The organism is Vibrio phycocola (genome assembly GCF_054404255.1).
The window spans coordinates 1-19,540 of record NZ_JBTAMQ010000009.1 but is presented as its reverse complement, the minus strand read 5'-3'; the positions used below and the strand labels follow the sequence as shown (position 1 = coordinate 19,540).

Below are 19,540 nucleotides of genomic sequence, written 5' to 3'. Positions count from 1 at the left end.
AATTCGCACATGAAATGCTTTTTATATTGAGCGTAAACACCTTGTATCTTAGTTATCAATGACATGTTTATTTTACATTTTTATGTCTCTGAGAGATTGAAATTAATTCCGTCACATTCACGTGACCTCTATCACGTGTTCAAGTAAGATTAGCGACCTTTTCTGTATGGAGTCTCAATTCGAGCCATAATTAAACGGGCTTTGGTTTCGACACCATAACAATTTTTTGAAATTTATAAGTAGCAAGGTGGTCAAGCGATGACTTTTACTGTTGGGCAACGTTGGATTAGTGACACTGAGAATGACCTAGGTTTAGGGACTGTTGTCGCCGTCGATGAGCGTACAGTGACATTAATGTTTTCAGCATGTGAAGAAAATCGAGTTTATTCGCGTAATAGTGCACCGATTACTCGCGTTGTTTTTAGTGCCGGTGATGTGATTGACTGTCAACACGGCTGGGCACTTTTGGTGGATCACGTTACTGAAAGCGACGGTGTTCTCACGTATATCGGGACGCGAGAAGATACCGAAGAGGCGAATGTTGAACTGCGGGAAATTTTCCTGAGTCATCAGATTCGCTTCAACAAGCCTCAAGATAAGTTATTCGCTGGGCAGATTGATCGGATGGATAACTTTGCGTTGCGTTATCGAGCGTTGCGTAATCAACACCTCCAACAAAAAAGTCCATTACGTGGATTGTGTGGTATGCGTGCGGGTTTGATTCCCCATCAATTGCACATTGCTCACGAAGTTGGCCGTCGTTATGCGCCAAGAGTCCTGCTTGCTGATGAAGTTGGCCTTGGTAAAACCATCGAAGCTGGGATGATCATTCATCAACAAATACTGACCTCTCGTGCTGAGCGAGTCTTAATCATTGTCCCGGAAACACTACAGCATCAATGGTTAGTTGAGATGATGCGTCGTTTTAACCTCTACTTTTCTATTTTTGATGAAGAGCGTTGCGTTGAAGCTGAAAATGAATCAAGTAACCCATTTGAATCGCAACAGTTTGTATTGTGTTCATTAGGTTTTTTGAAGAACCATCCAGAACGATTTGAACAAGCTCTGGCTGCAAGCTGGGATTTAATGGTGGTGGATGAAGCGCATCACTTAGAGTGGAGCGTCGATTCGCCAAGTTATGAATATCAGATGGTGGAAGGTTTAGCGCAAAAAACAGCAGGCGTATTGCTATTGACGGCCACTCCTGAACAACTGGGTCGTGAAGGTCACTTTGCGCGTTTACGCTTGCTCGATCCCGATCGTTTTTACGATTATCAAAGCTTTATTGATGAAGAAGCACAATATGAACCGGTTGCCGATGCCGTTAGTGCTTTAATGGCAGGAAATAAGCTTAGCAATGAAGAGAAAAACAGTATTACTGAGCTGCTTTCTGAGCAAGATGTTGAGCCACTGTTCCGCTCGATAGAAAGTCATGGCAGTGAAGAAGAGAAAGCCGATGCTCGACATGAGTTAATTTCTAACCTAATGGATCGTCATGGTACTGGCCGAGTGCTGTTCCGTAATACTCGCGCTGCCATTAAAGGGTTTCCAAAACGAAATGTGTTCTTATTACCAATGCCAATGCCGAAGGAATATGAAAACTCAATGAAAGTGGCAGGGATGTTTGGTGATGTAGAAGTGGGGCAACGTCTATTCCCAGAAGCATTGTTTCAGCAATATGAAGGTGAATCTTCTTGTTGGTGGAACTTTGATCCGCGCGTCGATTGGTTGCTAGAAAAAGTAAAATCAAAGCGCAGTGAGAAAATACTCGTTATTGCCGCAGGTGCTCAGACCGCTCTGCAACTTGAACAAGCCTTACGCGAGCGAGAAGGGATTCGAGCGACGGTATTCCACGAAGGTATGTCGATTATTGAACGCGATAAAGCGGCAGCTTACTTTGCTCAAGATGAAGGCGGCGCACAGGTATTAATCTGTAGTGAAATTGGTTCTGAAGGTCGAAACTTCCAGTTTGCTAATCAATTGGTTATGTTTGATTTACCCATGAACCCAGACTTACTCGAACAACGCATTGGTCGCTTAGATCGAATTGGTCAAACTCGAGATGTTGATATACACGTACCTTACCTTGAAGGTGGCGCACAAGAAATATTAGCGCGTTGGTTCCATCATGGTTTAAATGCCTTTGAAGACACTTGCCCAGCAGGGCGGACTGTTTACGATCGGTTTGAATCTGATTTGAGTCAGTTGTTAGCAAAATCAGATGAGGCGGGTTTAAGTGAGTTGATTGACGAATCGAGTAAGCTGAACCAAGTTCTGAAGTTGGAGATGGAACAAGGTCGCGATCGCTTATTAGAGATGCATTCAAATGGTGGTGAGCAAGCAGCAAGTATTGTTGAAGCGATTGCTGCGTCCGATGGTGACACTGAACTGGTGTCATTTGCATTGGGCCTATTCGATACCATCGGGCTGAATCAAGACGATAAAGGCAGCCAAGCTTTAGTCGTGACGCCATCCGAGCATATGTTGGTCCCGAGTTATCCGGGATTGCCGTATGAAGGAGCAACTATCACCTTTGATCGTACAACGGCATTGTCTCGAGAAGATATGAACTTCATTAGTTGGGAACACCCAATGATTGAAGGAGGCATCGATTTACTGATGACCGAAGGGGTAGGAACCTCGGCGGTTTCAATTTTAAAGAATAAGGCGCTACCTGTTGGAACCTTGTTGCTTGAGTTAATTTACGTTGTTGATGCTCAAGCACCGAAACGCAGTGGGATTGGACGCTTCTTGCCGAAGACACCAATTCGAGTGATGCTCGATAGCAATGGGAACGATCTCTCTGATCAGGTGGAGTTTGAAAGTTTTCATCGCCAACTTAGCCCAGTTAACCGCCAGTTATCATCTAAGTTAGCTTCTTCTGTTCAGTCTGAAATAGTCAAGCTTATTCAAGGTGGCGAAGCGGTTGTCGAGAGCAAAGTTATTCAAGTTCGAGAAGCTGCGAATAAAGAGATGAAGAATTCACTTAATAATGAATTGGAGCGACTACAAGCACTTAAAGCTGTCAATCCAACGATTCGTGAAGATGAATTAACGGTTCTAGAGCAGCAGATGAGCGAACTTGATGGTTACATTAGCCAAGCACAATTCCAGCTCGATTCCTTACGAGTGATTGTTGTCGCGCATAATTAACGCACACGGTTTTTCGGTTTACGATTACCGAGAGCAAATACAAAGGGGCGTACCATAGGGTATGCCCCTTTTTTCTTTTTGATAAACATCATCATTTAGTGATTGGGTTACGACTGATATAATCGTGACATTATTGATTCTGGAGAAGCCATAATGGCCATGCTCAATTACTCCCCTCCAACGCAACCTTGGGTAGATATCGTCTTTGAAGATGAATATTTACTCGCTGTGAACAAACCTTCAGGGCTGCTTTCTGTACCCGGCAGAGAGCCACAACACTATGACAGTATGTGGAGTCGGTTGGTGGAGATCTACCCAGACATTCAGGTTGTGCATCGATTGGATATGTCGACTTCAGGCATAATGCTATTAGCAAAAAGCAAAGCCGCGGAAAGTGCGATTAAAAAGCAGTTCCAGTATCGTTTGACGCATAAAGTGTATCTTGCCGAAGTGTGGGGCAGGCTGGAACAAGATCAGGGAGAGGTTGATTTACCGCTAATCTGTGATTGGCCAAATAGACCACGGCAGATGGTATGTCACGAAACAGGCAAGCCGTCACAAACTCATTATCAAGTTGTTGAGCGTAGGGAAAAAACCACATTAGTGCGGTTATTTCCTATTACCGGTCGTTCTCATCAACTGCGTGTTCATATGTTGGCGATTGGTCACCCGATTGTGGGTGATGAGTTTTATGCTCATGACGAGGCACAAGCGCATTCATCTCGTTTACATCTGCATGCGGCTGAATTAAGTTATTACCATCCTGAAACGAATCAAGTGAATACGCTTTTTATCCCTTGTGATTTTTTTACTCAAGCGCATTCCGTTATCTTGGAATATTTTCAGCCTTTACCGACACTTCCAGATTATAAAACCTTGCCACGACCATAACCGGCTCAAAAGAGGAAAGTATGACATTTTCAACCATCGTTTTTGTCGATCGTTCAACCATTCCGGTTCAAATAACGTTACCGAAACTACAATGTGATCATCAATGGGTAGAGTATGAAAGCACCTCAAGCGATGAGTTATATGATCGAGTAAAAGATGCCGACGTTATCATTACCAATAAAGTGCATTTAGACCGAGGTATATTAGAGCGACTACCCAAGCTGAAATTGATCGCGGTGTCGGCAACGGGCGTCAATAATGTCGATTTAGCGTGTTGTCGTGAGCGTGATATCGCAGTGACGAATGTTCAAGGTTATGCCGCCCAGTCAGTCCCAGAGCATGTGGTTGGAATGATTTACGCACTGCGCCGCAACCTTTTTGGCTATCATCGAGATATTGAAAATGGCGAATGGCAACGAAATAAGCAGTTCTGTTTTTTCACTCATAGTATTGGTGATGTTGCAGGATCGACGCTCGGGATTATCGGCTCTGGTGTATTAGGCCAAGCGACAGCAACATTAGCGCGTGCTATTGGGATGAAGGTTATTTTTGCCGAGCGTAAAGGGAAAACCGAATACCGAGAAGGGTTCGTACCTTTTGAAGAGTTACTATGCCAAGCTGATGTCATTTCGTTGCACTGTCCCCTGAGCAAAGAAACAGAAAATCTCATTGCGGAACCTGAACTAGAGAAGATGAAGCGTTCAGCGATTTTAATTAACACCGGCCGTGGTGGTTTGGTTGATGAATCCGCTTTAGTTAAGGCGTTAAAGCAAGGGCGTATCGCTGCGGCGGGCGTCGATGTGTTTACTCAAGAGCCTGCGGATAAGACTAACCCGTTGCTGGCGAATATCGATATGCCGAATCTATTGCTCACACCTCATGTCGCATGGGGAAGTGATAGTGCAATTCAAAAGCTTGCCGATATATTGATTGATAATATCGAGGTGTATTTGAACGATGGGGAGCAGAATCGAGTGGTGTAGAGCAAAGACATTATTCGATTTCATGGTGAGTCTAGTCAGAATCTGCCGCCAGTATCCCGCCAAGCAATACGGGGGAAAGTCATCTAGATGAACCTTACTACTTTAATATAAAAATAATGGCTATATCACTAGATGCATAAATTTACGATGTTTTTGATATCACATTCTGTTAAATTCTAACAAAAATATTTAGGAAAATTATTTATGAGTGATGATATTTTGGTATCAACTATCGAGTCAGAAACACCCCAAGAAAACCCAATTAAGACGTTACGTATATACGACTTAGAGCATGGGGTTGGCTATAAAAAAAGTGATATCGATTTATCTCAAAACACTGACTTACTATCGTTTCTTATCAAACTTTCTCAGGAGACGATGAATAGTAACTCTTCTAGAGCTTACACTTTTAATGATGAAGCTTATGTGGAGTCAGAACTTAGCTCGCTCTTGGGTGACCCTGACTTACACTCAACTAATATTGCCGATCACCTTTATGAAGCAGAAGAGAAGTCTCGTTTCAAAACATCGGATGGTTCATTCATCATCGCCAAACTAAAAACAGAACAACGACATTGCTACTTACTTACGAAACTTGACTTTAAGAAGTATTTTGAAGAGAAAACATACAGACTAAAATCAGGTCTGCCTGAAGATAAAGCGATTTTGAAATCTTGTTTGGTGAATATCAATCAGGATGAGTCTTTTCAAGACGCAATTTACTTAACGGACAAAAATGGTGCTATTTCGTTTTTTTGGCATACCGATTTCTTGGACACTACACCGCAGCGCAACAACGAAACTAATACTAAGGAAGTTTTTGACTTAGTTGGTCGTTTGCTTCGGAGTAAAGTGAAAAAAGTATCTGAAGCCGACTTCTTTGGTTTAAAAGACTGTGTCAATTCTTACTTCAACACTAAGGAAGTCTTCAATTTTGATGAGTTCATCGATCAGACTATTGACGCATACACTCCTTTGACCGAAGGATTCACAGTTGGAGACTTTGTTTCGAATCTACGTGAAGCGAAAAGAACGAAAGAGTTTGATGGCTCATTTGAAATTGACAAAACGTATATTAAAAAGAAGATCAAAGAGACCATCACTGTGAACGCAGGTGTCACTCTGGTTATTCAAGGTAGCACCAACGATATCATCTATGAAGTCACGCATAATGATAAAGACTACATAATGATTGAAAACAATTCTCCACGTGGACGATTTAATAGAAAAGAACTCGATTAAGATGCCAGTTCAATTTTTTGAAGATGAGAACACTTTTTCTTGTACGTTAGTATTAGATGAACAAGATTGGGTAAATCACTTTAATAGCTTTTCCGGTACTGTGCTGAGTGCTAGCAATCATTCAGCCAACTACAACGTGACGGTCTTTCATTGTGGTGAGGAAGAAGACTCTTTCACGCTTGACGATCATGCACTCGCTAAAACTAAGGAATGCACTTTGGAGATCTTTAAATATGAAGTCGATAGATCCAACGTGACGGTAAAGCTTGTTGCAACAAAAGATAACCCAGACCGTGTCTTGCAAATCTACTCAAGCGAACATTTTCTAGCATACCTTGAGTCGAAAAAAATGACGCTTCAATTTAAGTTTATTCTAGCTACTTTGAAGGAAAGGTATGACGGTATCAGGCACGTAGATTTTGACGCAGATATATCAGATATATCATCCACATGCGGTGACAGCCATATCCTATCGAACAAGACGCGTGCACTGCATGACGTAATTGATATTGATAATTGCTATGTAGAGTACTTGAGAGATCTTAATAACAAGTTCTTCAGTGACACTTTATTATGTGACTACATACTTAAGCTTAGAACTTTGGCATCACTTGCTGTGTTATGTCGAAAGTGTGCATTAGATAGACTTAGTTTCGTATTTGATGGAGGCAAAACATTAGACTTAGCGAACGAAGAAATTGAGTTTTATCATAGCCACGGGCAAGTTATTTATGACATCTACTTGTGGGGGTACTGCGACGAACGGCACCCAATGCGAGTTAGCATTATAAACCACGTGATCGCTCAGCATCAGCATGTGAGGGACTCATTCAAACGCTATGTGTTTGATATTTTGGAGTCTAACTATAAGGTCTATATAACTGATAATTTTGAGCAGTATGTAGAAGTTACATCGAAACTATCTGATTTTCTTTACGAAACAACAGCTAAAATTGGCGATAAAATTTCTGATAGTATCTCTTCGACGAGAAATGTACTAATACTTACTCTCTCCTACTTTTTCACTATTATTGTTTTTACAGGTATAGACAAAGGAAAAGTAGAGAACGTGTTTAACTTTGAAATTGCCGCGTTATCTACCATTTTTATCCTGGGGGGATTGTTAAATCTTCATTGGATACGCAAAGAAATAGTGTCAAACGCTCAGCTGGCGCGAACTCAATTGAATGAAATGGTTGATAGATATACCTACTATATAGGTGATGGAGAGCTTAATGAAATAAGGGAATGTAAATCACTATCTCAGGTTGAGTCTAAAGCTAAACAACGGCGAGTTTATGTATCAACAGCATTAGTTCTACTACTGTTATTATTCTTTGTTTGGGGAATGTATAGCCTAAAAAGTCCTTTATCGTTTTGGGACTCTATCGTTGTTGATACACAAAAGACAACCGAAGCTCTTACCAATACTGAAAACAAACCAAAAGACGCTATCCTGACTGGTCCAGAACGACAAGAAAAGAGTAATAGCAATGTTAATTCTGCACACAAAAAGCAACCGGTTGAGTTAGTGAAAACCTTAGAATAAAGCTCCGTTCGGATCTTTTATTTTCATCCCTAAACCTCCGCCCCCTGCGGTGGCTCTTCTTATGCGTTATTGCCTGAAAACACGTCTATGTTATAAGTAAGTTTAGTGGCTTAGTGAATTTGGCCACTTGATTGGAGGTTTGCAATACCGGAAATCATCCGTGAGATTCTAATTTAGCAAGGATACTGACGCGTTTATGTCCGAAAGCAAGCCAAAAATAGGTTAGGGCTTCGCACTACGGTGTTATCACTCTCACTTTCAATATTGCCAACTCACATATAATTCAAGCAACAAAAAAGGGTCGAATTATCGACCCTTTTGCGTATTAATGAAAGGAGAATTAAAGCGCGGCTATCGTTGCTTTTTGCTCTTCCAGTTTCACTAAGGTTTCTTTATAGCCATCAAGTTTTTCGCGTTCTTTCGCAACAACCGCTTCTGGTGCTTTTGCGACAAACCCTTGGTTATTAAGCTTACCTTCGATACGCTTGATTTCACCTTGAGTTTTAGCCACTTCTTTAGCAAGGCGATCCAATTCAGCATCTTTATCAATCAAACCCGCCATTGGAATCATCATTTCAGATTTGCCAACTAATGCCGTTGCACACGCCGGGGTTTCTTCTCCAGCAGCAAGAATACGGATGCTTTCTAGTTTCGCTAAAGACACCAATACTGCGCTGTTGGTTTCTACGCGAGTAGTATCCACATCAGAAGCTGACTTCAACATCACTTCAAGTGGCTTACCTGGGTTGATATCGTATTCGGCACGAAGGTTACGGATGCTCGAAATAAACGCTTTCACCCATTCGATGTCATCTAACGCTTCCTGATGGACGTTAGCTTCATCATACTGAGGCAATGGCTGATGCATAATCGTGTCGCCTTCAACACCTTCAACCAACGGCTTAACACTTTGCCAGATTGTCTCGGTGATGTATGGCAAGATAGGGTGCGCCAAACGTAAGGTCTTCTCAAGTACGGTAATCAGAGTTTGACGAGTGGCTCGTTGCTGAGCTTCACTGCCTTTCCACAATACTGGTTTAGTAAGCTCTAGATACCAGTCACAGAATTGGTTCCAGATGAACTCATACAAAGTATTGGCAGCCATATCGAGACGATAATTGTCTAAGTGATTGTTGAAATCACGGGCAGCCAGTTCAAACTGAGATTCAATCCATTTATCGGCAAGCGAGAACTCAAGTTCTGCTCCAGCGGCAAAACCACAATCCTGCTCTTCGGTGTTCATAAGAACGTAGCGGCTCGCATTCCACAGTTTATTACAGAAGTTACGATAGCCTTCGAGGCGCTTCATATCCCAGTTAATGTCACGACCAGTAGAAGCCATGGCTGCTAGGGTAAAGCGAAGTGCGTCGGTTCCGTATGGCTCAATGCCATCTTCGAACGTTTTACGCGTGTTTTTCTCGATCTTAGCGGCCAGTTTAGGCTGCATCATGTTGCCACAACGCTTCTCAACTAACTCTTCAAGACCGATACCGTCAATCATATCAATTGGGTCAAGTACATTCCCTTTTGATTTCGACATCTTGTCGCCATTTTCATCACGAATAAGACCCGTCATGTAAACGGTTTTAAATGGCACTTGAGCATTGCCATCTTCATCTTTACAGAAGTGCATGGTCATCATGATCATACGAGCAACCCAGAAGAAGATGATATCAAAACCGGATACCAATACATCTGATGGGTGGAAGGTTTTCAGTGCGTCTGTATTTTCTGGCCAACCCTGAGTACCGAATGTCCAAAGCGCTGAAGAGAACCAAGTATCAAGTACATCGTCGTCTTGGCGTAACACAACCACTGGCGCTAGATTGTTCTTTTCACGCACTTCTTCTTCGGTGCGACCAACGTACACTTTGCCGTCATTGTCGTACCATGCTGGGATTCTGTGTCCCCACCAAAGCTGACGAGAAATACACCAATCTTGTACATCACGCATCCACGCAAAGTACATGTTTTCATATTGCTTAGGAACGAACTGAATCTGACCGTCTTCAACGGCTTTCACAGCTGGCTCTGCTAACGGAGCAGTACGTACGTACCATTGGTCGGTTAGCATTGGTTCGATAATCACGCCACCACGATCGCCATAAGGTACGGTTAAGTCGTGATCTTTTACTTCTTCTAGTAGTCCGAGTTCTTCAAATTCAGCAACAAGTGCTTTACGCGCTGCGAAACGTTCCATACCACGGTATTTTGCTGGAAGCTCAGAAGAGTAAACATCGCTTTCTTCGCCGTTAGTTGTGAAGACTTCAGCAGTCTCACGAATATCAGCATTGAAGGTTAGGATGTTGATCATTGGTAATTGGTGACGCTTACCGACTTCGTAATCGTTAAAGTCATGAGCTGGCGTGATTTTCACACAACCAGTGCCTTTTTCCATATCGGCGTGTTCATCGCTAACGATAGGAATTAAGCGATTTACGATAGGAAGTAGAATCTCTTTACCAATCAGATCTTTATAACGAGGATCTTCTGGGTTTACCGCAACACCAGTATCGCCAAGGACGGTTTCTGGACGAGTGGTTGCAACGACTAAGTAGTCTTTGCCATCGGCCGTTGTTGCGCCGTTTGCCAATGGGTAGCGAAGGTGCCACATGAACCCTTTTTTATCTTTGTTTTCGACTTCTAGATCTGAAATCGCAGTGTGCAGCTTTGGATCCCAGTTAACCAGACGTTTACCACGGTAGATAAGGTCTTCTTCGTAGAGACGAACAAACACTTCTTGAGTTGCAGCTGATAAGCCGTCATCCATAGTGAAACGTTCACGATCCCAATCGACAGATGCGCCTAAGCGACGAAGTTGTTTGGTGATGGTGCCACCGGATTCTGCTTTCCAATCCCAAATTTTATCGATAAACGCGTCACGACCGTAGTCGTGTTTTGTTTTACCTTCTTCGGCTGCAATTTTACGCTCGACGACCATTTGAGTCGCGATACCTGCGTGGTCAGTACCTACTTGCCAAAGGGTGTTTTTTCCCTTCATACGTTGCGCGCGGATAAGCGTATCCATGATGGTGTCTTGGAAGGCGTGGCCCATATGCAAGCTACCAGTAACGTTCGGTGGTGGAATCATGATGCTGTATGCATCTTTTGAAGTGTCACCGTGTGGCTTAAAGTAGCCTTTTTCTTCCCAAGCTTGATATAAAGCTTGTTCAATTGATGTTGGGTTGTAAGTCTTTTCCATGGCGTTTTTAAGTAGGTACTGTAGTAAGTTAATCTTGGTGTCAAACGTTATAGGTTAAGCCTCTATCCACATAACCTTATTGAGAAAGGTATGGATGGAACGGCTTAGATTGCTTCAACTATAATGTCTGACTACGAATGCTGGATATCTAATGTGTCGATATTGAATCCAGCGTGACGATAAATTTTATATCTTTCTCGTGCGAGTTGTTTAGCATTTTCTTCGCAAGGAACGAAGTCTATCACCTCTGTAAAGCGATCGGCAAAGGTTGCTTGTTTGTTCGAGCAATTAATTACTATTTGTCGGTTCCATGATGGACGAATTCCCTCAAAACCAATCTCAATAGGCGTGCCATATTTAGGCCCTTCGCCGACGAGGTTATGAGCAACATAATTGTCGGCCGGTGCTTGCCAAAATACTTCCGCTAATGCTTCTGCCGCCTGCCGATCATCACAATGAACGTACACTTTGGCACCTTGCTTGGTAAAGTGATGTCCTAGAAACACAACATAGAGACCTAATCCAGCGACCGTTGCTTGCGGCGTGTTGGGCTGAATGAGATAGAAGGTCGCATTTTTCATGATGATCTAGAGAGTATGTTATTTGCGTGGGTTGAGAGTGCTAAACAAATTAAGGGCCTTGCGGCCCTCAATGATTACTGATTGCTTTCGCTATCGAGAGCGCTACGGTTCAATAAAAACTGAACCAGCAACGACACTGGGCGTCCGGTTGAGCCTTTTGGACCAGAGGAGCGCCAAGCTGTCCCTGCGATATCTAAGTGAGCCCAGTTATATTTCTTGGCAAACTTAGATAGGAAACAACCCGCAGTTATCGATCCCGCAGGACGACCACCAATATTTGCCATATCAGCAAATGGGCTTTTAAGTTGTTCGTGATGTTCTTCGCTCATTGGTAAGCGCCATGCACGATCACTTGCTTGCTCTGAAGCGTTAATAATTTCATGAGCAAGGGGATTGTGATTCGACATTACTGCGCTGATATGATGGCCTAACGCGATAATACACGCACCGGTTAAGGTCGCGACGTCGATTACACATTCGGGCTCAAATCGTTCAACATACGTTAATGCGTCACAAAGAACTAAACGACCTTCTGCATCGGTATTTAATACTTCAACGGTCTTTCCAGACATTGTGGTTAAAATATCACCCGGACGGTAAGCTTGGCTTCCTGGCATGTTTTCACATCCAGCTAAAACACCTGTGATATTTAGAGGCAATCCAAGTTTAGCGATGGCTTTCATCGTGCCAAAAACAGATGCTGCGCCACACATGTCATACTTCATTTCATCCATACCAGCCCCTGGTTTCAATGAAATGCCGCCTGAGTCAAACGTAAGACCTTTACCAATCAATACAATTGGCTTCGCATTTGGATCTGAATGCCCTTTGTATTCGATAACAGACATCATCGATTCATTCTTTGAACCGCGTCCAACGGCAAGGTATGAAGTCATACCGAGTTTACCCATCTCTTCTTCACCAATTATTTTGGTGCTGACAGAGTCGTAATCATCCGCTAAGCGACGAGCTTGAGAGGCTAGGTAGGCAGGGTTCGCGATATTCGGAGGCATGTTCCCCAAATCTTTACATGCTTTAACACCCGATGAGATGGCTAAACCATGAGAAATGGCTTTTTCCCCTTGATTAAGCTCTCGACGCGTCGGAACATTGAAAACTAACTTTCTTAATGGACGACGAGTTTCAGGTTTAATACTTTTAAATTGATCAAATGTATAAAGTCCATCTTTGGTCGCTTCAACCGCCTGGCGAACTTTCCAGTAAGTGTCTCTTCCTTTGACGTGTAATTCTGTTAAGAAACAAACCGCTTCCATTGAACCCGTTTCATTTAACGTACTGATGGTTTTTTGGATGATTTCTTTGTATTGGCGTTCGCCTAACTCGCGCTCTTTGCCGCAGCCAACCAGTAGTACTCGTTCAGATAATACGCCGGGTACTTGATGCAATAACAGCATTTGACCGGGTTTACCTTCTAAATCTCCGCGGCGAAGCAGTGAACTTATATAGCCATCGCTAATCTTATCTAATTGTTCTGCCACGGGAGAAAGACGTCGAGGTTCGAATACACCCACAACAATACAAGCACTGCGTTGCTTTTCGGGACTGCCACTTTTTACACTGAACTCCATGCGTACTCCTACATCGTGAAGACATTTAGAACTAAATAATAGATAATGCGTTTCTACTATACTTATTCAGTCTGCTAAGCTGAACATTTGAACGCAAAGTTTTAAAAAATAATTGTTTCAACCAGAAATTATAGTGATTCGATTAAAAATACAAGTTTTGTATAGGTAATTTCCGCGTGATAATTGTTAGATATTTAATAAAAGAAACAGTGAAGAGCCAATTGGCAATATTTTTTATATTGTTTATGGTCTTCCTAAGCCAAAAATTCATTACCATATTAGCCAGTGCTTCCGATGGTGAAATTCCAGCACGGTTAATTTTGACACTCGTTGCGCTTAATATGCCGAGCATGGCCGTGTTGATGCTGCCACTTAGTCTTTTTCTCGGCATATTGATCACTTTTGGCCGCTTGTATGCGGAAAGCGAAATTACCGTAATGAAAGCCACGGGGATTGGAAATCGCTTTTTGATTCGGTCGTCGTTCTATTTGGCATTAATTACGATGATTCTTGCTGGTTTTAATTCACTTTGGTTGTCACCATGGAGTGAAAACCAAGAATCCCAAGTTAAAAACCAATTAGTTCATGAAAATAGTGTTGATCTGTTGCAGCAAGGTCGTTTTCAAACCACACCAGACGGTTCTTCGGTTATATTTATCGATTCTATTGATAATAAGCAATTTCAAAATGTGTTTGTTGCCCAAATTACGCCTAAAGATTCAGTACTCCCAAGTGTGATGTTTGCCGATAGTGGGGATGTGAAGCAATTGAGTGATGGTCGACAGATCATTACTCTTTATGATGGAACTCGGTATGAAGGAGTTCCAACAAGCGTTCAATATATGATCTCCGATTATAAGCAGTATGACGGTTTAATTGGCCAAACACAGGCTCCAGATAAGAAAGCGTCTTGGCGTCAAATGCCAACCCTAGATCTGATGAACTTGGAGTCGACTAAAGCTCAAGCAGAGTTTCATTGGCGATTGGCATTAGTCATATGTGTTCCCTTGCTGACTCTATTTGCGGTTCCCCTTTCTGCCGTAAACCCGCGTCAGGGACGTTTCGCTAAACTTGGTCCCGCTATTTTGGCATGTTTGACTTATTTCCTAGCTTTGAGTGCTGGAAAGTCAGCAATAGAAAGCGGCAGTATTTCTAGTGATATTGGCTTATGGCCAGTACACGGTGGATTATTATTGGCAGGGTTGATAGTGAACGCAGCAGATACAAAATTTGCACTTCGGTTGAAACAGCTATTTATTAAAAAGAAGGTGGCGTAATCGATGTTTAAGTTACTTGATTGGTACATTGGTCGAACGATCATTGCGACGACATCTCTTGTACTGGTTACCTTTTTAGGCTTATCAGGCATTATTAAATACGTTGAGCAACTTAGGAAAGTTGGGCAAGGCAGTTACGACATGCTTAAGGCAATACTTTATGTATTATTGAGCCTGCCTCGAGATCTTGAAGTCTTTTTCCCTATGGCAGCGTTGCTAGGTGCATTAATTGGGTTAGGCGCATTAGCATCAAGCTCAGAACTTGTTGTTATGCAAGCATCGGGCTTCTCTAAATTGGATATCGGTTTGTCCGTATTAAAAACCGCTATCCCACTTATGATTGTTATTGTTTTACTGGGGCAGTGGGGAGCACCACAAGCTCAAAAATATGCTCGAGATATGCGCTCTATATCGATTTACGGCGGTAAGTTGTTGTCGGTGAACTCTGGAGTCTGGGCAAGAGATGTCGATGACTTTGTTTTTATAGGCAAAGTTGAGAATGATGTTCTTTACGCGGTGAATATTTGGCGCTTTGACGAAGATAAAGAACTAAAGCAGATGATCTTTTCCGAAAAGGTTAGCTATTTAGGTGGCAGCCAATGGGTGATGGATAGAGCGAAGTTCACTGAATTTAAAGATGAAGTTGAGATTAAAAAATACGATCAGGCCAGCTATGTTTGGCACACCTCCATTGAGCCGGATAAGTTGGCTGCGGTAAGCATTAAGCCTGAAGAGCTATCTTTAAGTGGTTTGTATGATTATGTTGATTATCTAAAAATATCAGAGCAAGACGCTTCGCGTTATGAATTGGCATTTTGGCGCAAAATTTCACAACCATTTTCAATCGCGGTCATGATGTTGATGGCATTGTCTTTTGTATTCGGTCCCTTAAGAAGTGTAACGATGGGAACCCGGGTTGTAACGGGTGTTCTTTCGGGCTTTGGTTTTTATATCTCAAGTGAGCTTTTTGGCCCCATGAGTATGGTTTACGGTTTCTCGCCTATCTTTGGCGCGATAGCTCCTAGTTTGGTTTTTCTAGTTCTTGCTATCGCACTATTAAGACGGAAACTCTAACGCTTTCTTCTTTCAATAACGTGGGTTTTTGCCCATATATCATGAAATCCACGTCGTTGAGGATGAAAGAGAGCACCAAGGTTAGCTATGCCGAATGCAGAGGTGAAAAAGCGAATGATGGCTTGCTTTTTAGTGATTAACCCACCTTGTTCATCCACCATGACTAAGCTCCATGCTCGCATTCCCAGAGTTTGTCCTCGACACCAAAAGAGAACAAAAAATCCGATACAGATAAAAGACAAATAGATAGAGAATAAAGGGAACGCAATCGGGTGGCTTGTTAGAAAATCTGCGGTATCGATATAGTTCTCGAAGCGTACGTAACCTGCCTTTATTAGCGCTTCACTAATCGACACCAGCACTCCTGCCGCTAATATTAAGACCGCGATGATGATCATAAAATCGTAAAACCAAGCCGCAAGCCTTAGAAAAAAACCTGCATTTTTTGGAATGTTATTCTTAGCTTCGTTGATGTGTACATTTTTCGTGATCGATTTTCTTTTCCGTCTTGATTTCGCCATGAGAGTTTCTACATCCGTAATTAAGCTTTGATCGAGAGAATACCCTCAATCGGTGTGAGTTTAAAGCGAGGGGCAAAGGGAAATCTTATTAGCTGGCGAAATTATCGTCAAACAGTCTAATTTGTTTTTTTTGGTATTGCGTAGTGAAATTTCTTACGTATAATGCTGCTCACTAAAGGGAATTACCCTATTGTGCCACTGTGATGAAATTGGTAGACATGACGGATTCAAAATCCGTTGCCTTCGGGCGTGGCGGTTCAAGTCCGCCCAGTGGTACCATTATTTGAGAAAGCCGTTCTTAGGAACGGCTTTTTTCATATCTGTAGTTTCTTTAAATTCAAGATCTTGCATCCTAGGGTGTCGAGGGCGTCTTGTTGCCACCAATAATTTATGTAAGCCTGTTAGTAACCCCCGTTGGTTCAATTTCCAAACATGGTACTGAATTATTGCGCGACTAACTTCTAGCTTAACAGTGTAGTGGTAAGCCACAAGAAGCCATGTTCCGCAGCGATTAAGATAGTCATTACACAAGTCGAAGTTATCGACAATTATTATGGCGTTTTCAGATAAAACAAAGCTCATCTCGACGAGGAAATTGCTGGGATAATGCACTAATGGAGCATTTTTAGAAGTTTGAAGACGGAGTGGATACCAATGGTAGGTCATCGGAACTTCGTAGAGGCGCAACAAGAAATTACCCGATACATTATTGGTTATTACTGCCAGATCCGCCCACACTAATACAACGGTGGTTTAACACCCAATGAATCAGAGCGATTGTTCTGGTTAAACTCTAAAGTCGTGACTAATTTCTATTGACCACTACACACCTTAAAAGACAAAATCTGCTTGATTTCACAGCACTTAATAATATTATCCTGTAGCCTTTTGCGCTTATTTAGGCGTGTTATATATCAAGGAGATAATATGAGAACTATCGGGGGAGTTTTACTAAATTCAATCACCTTTTTGGGTGTCTGGCTCTTAGTATCTTCCATTAGTATATTTATAGCTAGTGGTTGGGGTGATTCAGGAGTTGGTGAATATCTCCGATTAGGTACATCTTGGTTTATCTGTCCCTGTATTGGTGGCTATTTCGCTCCAAAAATAACAACTTATTTTATCCATGATTTAGATGTTGATTATGTTATAGCTTCATTTATCACCATTATTTCCATAATATTTGTTTTGTTCATGATTGTATCTATCTTTGTATATAGTTCTCAGTTTGGTGGCACAATATCCCAAATGGTTCAGCTCACATTTCAGTTTTTATCCATACTTATTGGCACCTTACTTGGAAAGTTGGTAGTCAAATCTAATCGATAAGAAGTGTTATTAGTTAGTTTTTATCTACCTATTTAGCAATGATGGGATAGCGAGATGCGATCGTTCGTGAAACAGAACGTGAAAACAACAATGAACAAATAGAGTCGGCTGGTGGATTGGTTCAGTTAAACCTGAACTGGGGAATAAAACCAAATTGGGCAAAGAGGCTTATCATAAATGCTCTGGCTGAATCTGTATCCGTCAAATCAACATTTAGAGCAGTCTTTGAAAACTCGCGAGTAGTTGTTCCTTGTGCCGGTTGGTATTTAATTTAAATTTTATTATTCAGTTGGTTGTATTTATATATTGAGTCTGCCCAGTGGTACCATTATTTTAAAAAAGCTTCGCGTGAATTAGTGCTTTGCTTTCTATTATATTCCTCCAATTGTGACAATGTCTGTTCGCTTTCAAACAAATCACTCGTATGTTAAGAAAAATCAAACAGTTAAAAATGGCTTGGTGTTTGCACTAATTACGTTTTTGTTTTGCTGTTTATTTATTGGTTAGGTGAATGCAATGAAATGTATGGGCCGTGATGTTGAATTAAATACTCACATGGAAATGTTTTTGACTGACTTTAAAACAAAAAAACTTAAGTCTGGCGAAATGTTAAGTCACCCTCAAGATAGTGATAATCGAGTTTTCTATATAATAAAGGGGAGATTAAAGGTTTTTTTATCTTATGGAGATAAGATTTTCACATTAGCTTTTTTAAGCCCTGGTGATATTTATTGCACTCATACTCGAGCGTTTGTTGAAGCATTGGATGTGTCTGAAATAAAAGCGTGTGATTTACAGTTGTTTTCAAAGAGCTTAGATCAGCATCCTCAGCTTATGGGTACGATGACGCGTGTCCTATCAACAACCCTATCTGGTTGTATTGATACGATTGAAAATCTAGCCTTTCGCGATGTGAAAGCTAGGTTTTCAGGGTTTCTAATGGGGCAAATTCCACCGCCATTACGCCAAGATGAAGATGTCATCGTTACACTCCCTTTAACGATTGAACAATTATCCCAAGTAATTGGCACCTCAAGACAGACTCTATCTAGTTTAATTTCCGAATTGGAAAAAGAGTTAGTTATTAAACGAGCGGGTAGAGGGCGTTTTTTGGTTTATCAACCTTTGAGGCTCGAGCGGATAGCAAATCAATGAATTAATTCAACTGTCAGCTAGCTGACAGACACGACTAAATTCATTGAATAAACTGAAACCAGTTTAATTGAATGCAAAGGAGTGCCTTATGTCGAATGTTGACTTCAGAACATCGAGCTTATTTGAAACCAAAACATATCAAGATAAAGACCAAGAAAAGAATGATGAAATGCTCGACCGGATTCTATTCTTAATAGAAAAACCAGGAGCAAATGCATTCTGGTTACAGTTTAAGGAAAAAGCGTTACTTATGAGGTCTGGTAGCGGGCCCACTATAGATGCTCAGTATTTACTTCATAGTAATGTTTATTATATTCGTGATTTTTTAGAAGAGCACCAAGATGAGAAAGGGCTAGATTTATTGGATGAGCTGGAACGAGACTGTTTCTAGTTGTCTTCTAGCGATATGTTTGTTTCGCTAGATAACTTATCCACAGTTTTTTGTGTATAAGCTGTAATTTTATGGGTGATAAATACGTATAAAGTACGAAGTGCTGTTTCTTTGTTCGAACGGTAAAGTTTATCGGATTTTTCGTGATTTTATGCTTGCTAAAGTGAAGCGTATCTCTATAATGCGCTCTCGTTGACACGGCAGCCCGCCAAGGCGGAGAAGCAAGAGTCAACAAGGTTCGAAAGCAAAAAAAGAAAATTCTAAAAAGTGTTTGACACTAAGAATTATCTCGCTAGAATAGCCGCCTCTTCAGTGATGAGTCACGAAGAACGCTCTTTAAAAATTTAGACCTATCAATCTGTGTGGGCACTCGTTGATGATAATCAATTTTACTTCTTAGAAGTAACTTAGGTTTCAATGAACTGAGTGACCATCAAGTAAGTTTTAGCAATAAAATCTACTTGGCACAGTCAATTCATTACCATTCTGTTGGAATGGTAATAACTTTAAATCACGTAGTGATTTGAAGTCAGTATTCATTGAGCCGAACAAATATCTTAAATTGAAGAGTTTGATCATGGCTCAGATTGAACGCTGGCGGCA

Annotated in this window: 15 protein-coding genes, 1 tRNA gene and 1 pseudogene; 13 read left to right on the top strand and 4 right to left on the bottom strand. The window is 41.6% G+C overall.

All coding sequences use genetic code 11. The features are described from left to right. The first annotated feature begins 258 nt into the window (after window positions 1-258). From rapA to ACXJY6_RS12920, 5 genes are all read left to right on the top strand, one after another. Window positions 259-3,153, top strand: a complete 2,895-nt coding sequence (gene rapA, locus ACXJY6_RS12940) for an RNA polymerase-associated protein RapA (RefSeq protein WP_458768598.1) — start codon at window positions 259-261, stop codon at window positions 3,151-3,153. Between the two features lie 153 nt (window positions 3,154-3,306). Beyond that, window positions 3,307-4,044 (top strand): bifunctional tRNA pseudouridine(32) synthase/23S rRNA pseudouridine(746) synthase RluA, encoded by a 738-nt coding sequence (gene rluA, locus ACXJY6_RS12935; RefSeq protein ID WP_458768597.1) that lies wholly within the window; start codon window positions 3,307-3,309, stop codon window positions 4,042-4,044. Between the two features lie 20 nt (window positions 4,045-4,064). After that, window positions 4,065-5,027, top strand: coding sequence for a D-2-hydroxyacid dehydrogenase (locus tag ACXJY6_RS12930; RefSeq protein ID WP_458768596.1), 963 nt, complete (start codon window positions 4,065-4,067; stop codon window positions 5,025-5,027). A gap of 204 nt (window positions 5,028-5,231) precedes the next feature. Then, window positions 5,232-6,269: a nucleoid-associated protein gene (locus ACXJY6_RS12925; RefSeq protein WP_458768595.1), complete on the top strand. Its 1,038-nt coding sequence runs from the start codon at window positions 5,232-5,234 to the stop codon at window positions 6,267-6,269. 1 nt (window position 6,270) lies between these two features. Continuing rightward, window positions 6,271-7,818, top strand: coding sequence for a hypothetical protein (locus tag ACXJY6_RS12920; RefSeq protein ID WP_458768594.1), 1,548 nt, complete (start codon window positions 6,271-6,273; stop codon window positions 7,816-7,818). A 340-nt stretch (window positions 7,819-8,158) separates the two neighbouring features. Here ACXJY6_RS12920 and ACXJY6_RS12915 read toward each other — a convergent pair whose 3' ends face one another. The 3 genes from ACXJY6_RS12915 to pepA all read right to left on the bottom strand — a co-directional run bounded on the left by ACXJY6_RS12915 (window position 8,159) and on the right by pepA (window position 13,190). Next, a complete protein-coding gene (locus ACXJY6_RS12915) occupies window positions 8,159-11,020 on the bottom strand; it encodes a valine--tRNA ligase (RefSeq protein WP_458768593.1) in 2,862 nt (953 codons plus the stop codon). A gap of 131 nt (window positions 11,021-11,151) precedes the next feature. Next, entirely contained in the window at window positions 11,152-11,601 is a 450-nt protein-coding gene (locus ACXJY6_RS12910) for a DNA polymerase III subunit chi (protein ID WP_456051756.1), read from the bottom strand. Between the two features lie 74 nt (window positions 11,602-11,675). Continuing rightward, complete coding sequence (gene pepA / locus ACXJY6_RS12905) at window positions 11,676-13,190, bottom strand: leucyl aminopeptidase (RefSeq protein WP_456051757.1); 1,515 nt, start codon at window positions 13,188-13,190, stop codon at window positions 11,676-11,678. Between the two features lie 176 nt (window positions 13,191-13,366). Between pepA and lptF the strand changes: the two genes are divergently transcribed. Then, a complete protein-coding gene (gene lptF / locus ACXJY6_RS12900) occupies window positions 13,367-14,467 on the top strand; it encodes an LPS export ABC transporter permease LptF (RefSeq protein WP_456051758.1) in 1,101 nt (366 codons plus the stop codon). A 3-nt stretch (window positions 14,468-14,470) separates the two neighbouring features. Then, window positions 14,471-15,541, top strand: a complete 1,071-nt coding sequence (lptG, locus tag ACXJY6_RS12895) for an LPS export ABC transporter permease LptG (RefSeq protein ID WP_456051759.1) — start codon at window positions 14,471-14,473, stop codon at window positions 15,539-15,541. Here the strand turns inward: lptG and ACXJY6_RS12890 are convergent. Beyond that, a complete protein-coding gene (locus ACXJY6_RS12890; RefSeq protein WP_456051760.1) occupies window positions 15,538-16,062 on the bottom strand; it encodes an RDD family protein in 525 nt (174 codons plus the stop codon). The genes lptG and ACXJY6_RS12890 overlap by 4 nt on opposite strands. A gap of 194 nt (window positions 16,063-16,256) precedes the next feature. On the opposite strand from ACXJY6_RS12890, the gene ACXJY6_RS12885 reads away from it, so the two are divergent. From ACXJY6_RS12885 to cowN, 6 genes and pseudogenes are all read left to right on the top strand, one after another. Then, window positions 16,257-16,341 (top strand) — tRNA-Leu (locus tag ACXJY6_RS12885). A 200-nt stretch (window positions 16,342-16,541) separates the two neighbouring features. Beyond that, window positions 16,542-16,881, top strand: a pseudogene (locus ACXJY6_RS12880) (integrase core domain-containing protein); the annotation flags it as partial. Window positions 16,882-16,989: 108 nt separating this feature from the next. Next, a complete protein-coding gene (locus ACXJY6_RS12875; RefSeq protein WP_458768592.1) occupies window positions 16,990-17,391 on the top strand; it encodes a hypothetical protein in 402 nt (133 codons plus the stop codon). 116 nt (window positions 17,392-17,507) lie between these two features. Further along, entirely contained in the window at window positions 17,508-17,666 is a 159-nt protein-coding gene (locus ACXJY6_RS12870; protein ID WP_458768591.1) for an SOS response-associated peptidase family protein, read from the top strand. A gap of 241 nt (window positions 17,667-17,907) precedes the next feature. Next, window positions 17,908-18,546, top strand: coding sequence for a Crp/Fnr family transcriptional regulator (locus tag ACXJY6_RS12865; RefSeq protein ID WP_458768590.1), 639 nt, complete (start codon window positions 17,908-17,910; stop codon window positions 18,544-18,546). An 88-nt stretch (window positions 18,547-18,634) separates the two neighbouring features. Then, the gene (gene cowN / locus ACXJY6_RS12860) at window positions 18,635-18,937 is read left to right on the top strand and encodes a N(2)-fixation sustaining protein CowN (RefSeq protein WP_456051763.1); all 303 of its coding nucleotides are present in this window, start codon (window positions 18,635-18,637) and stop codon (window positions 18,935-18,937) included. Window positions 18,938-19,540 lie beyond the last annotated feature (603 nt).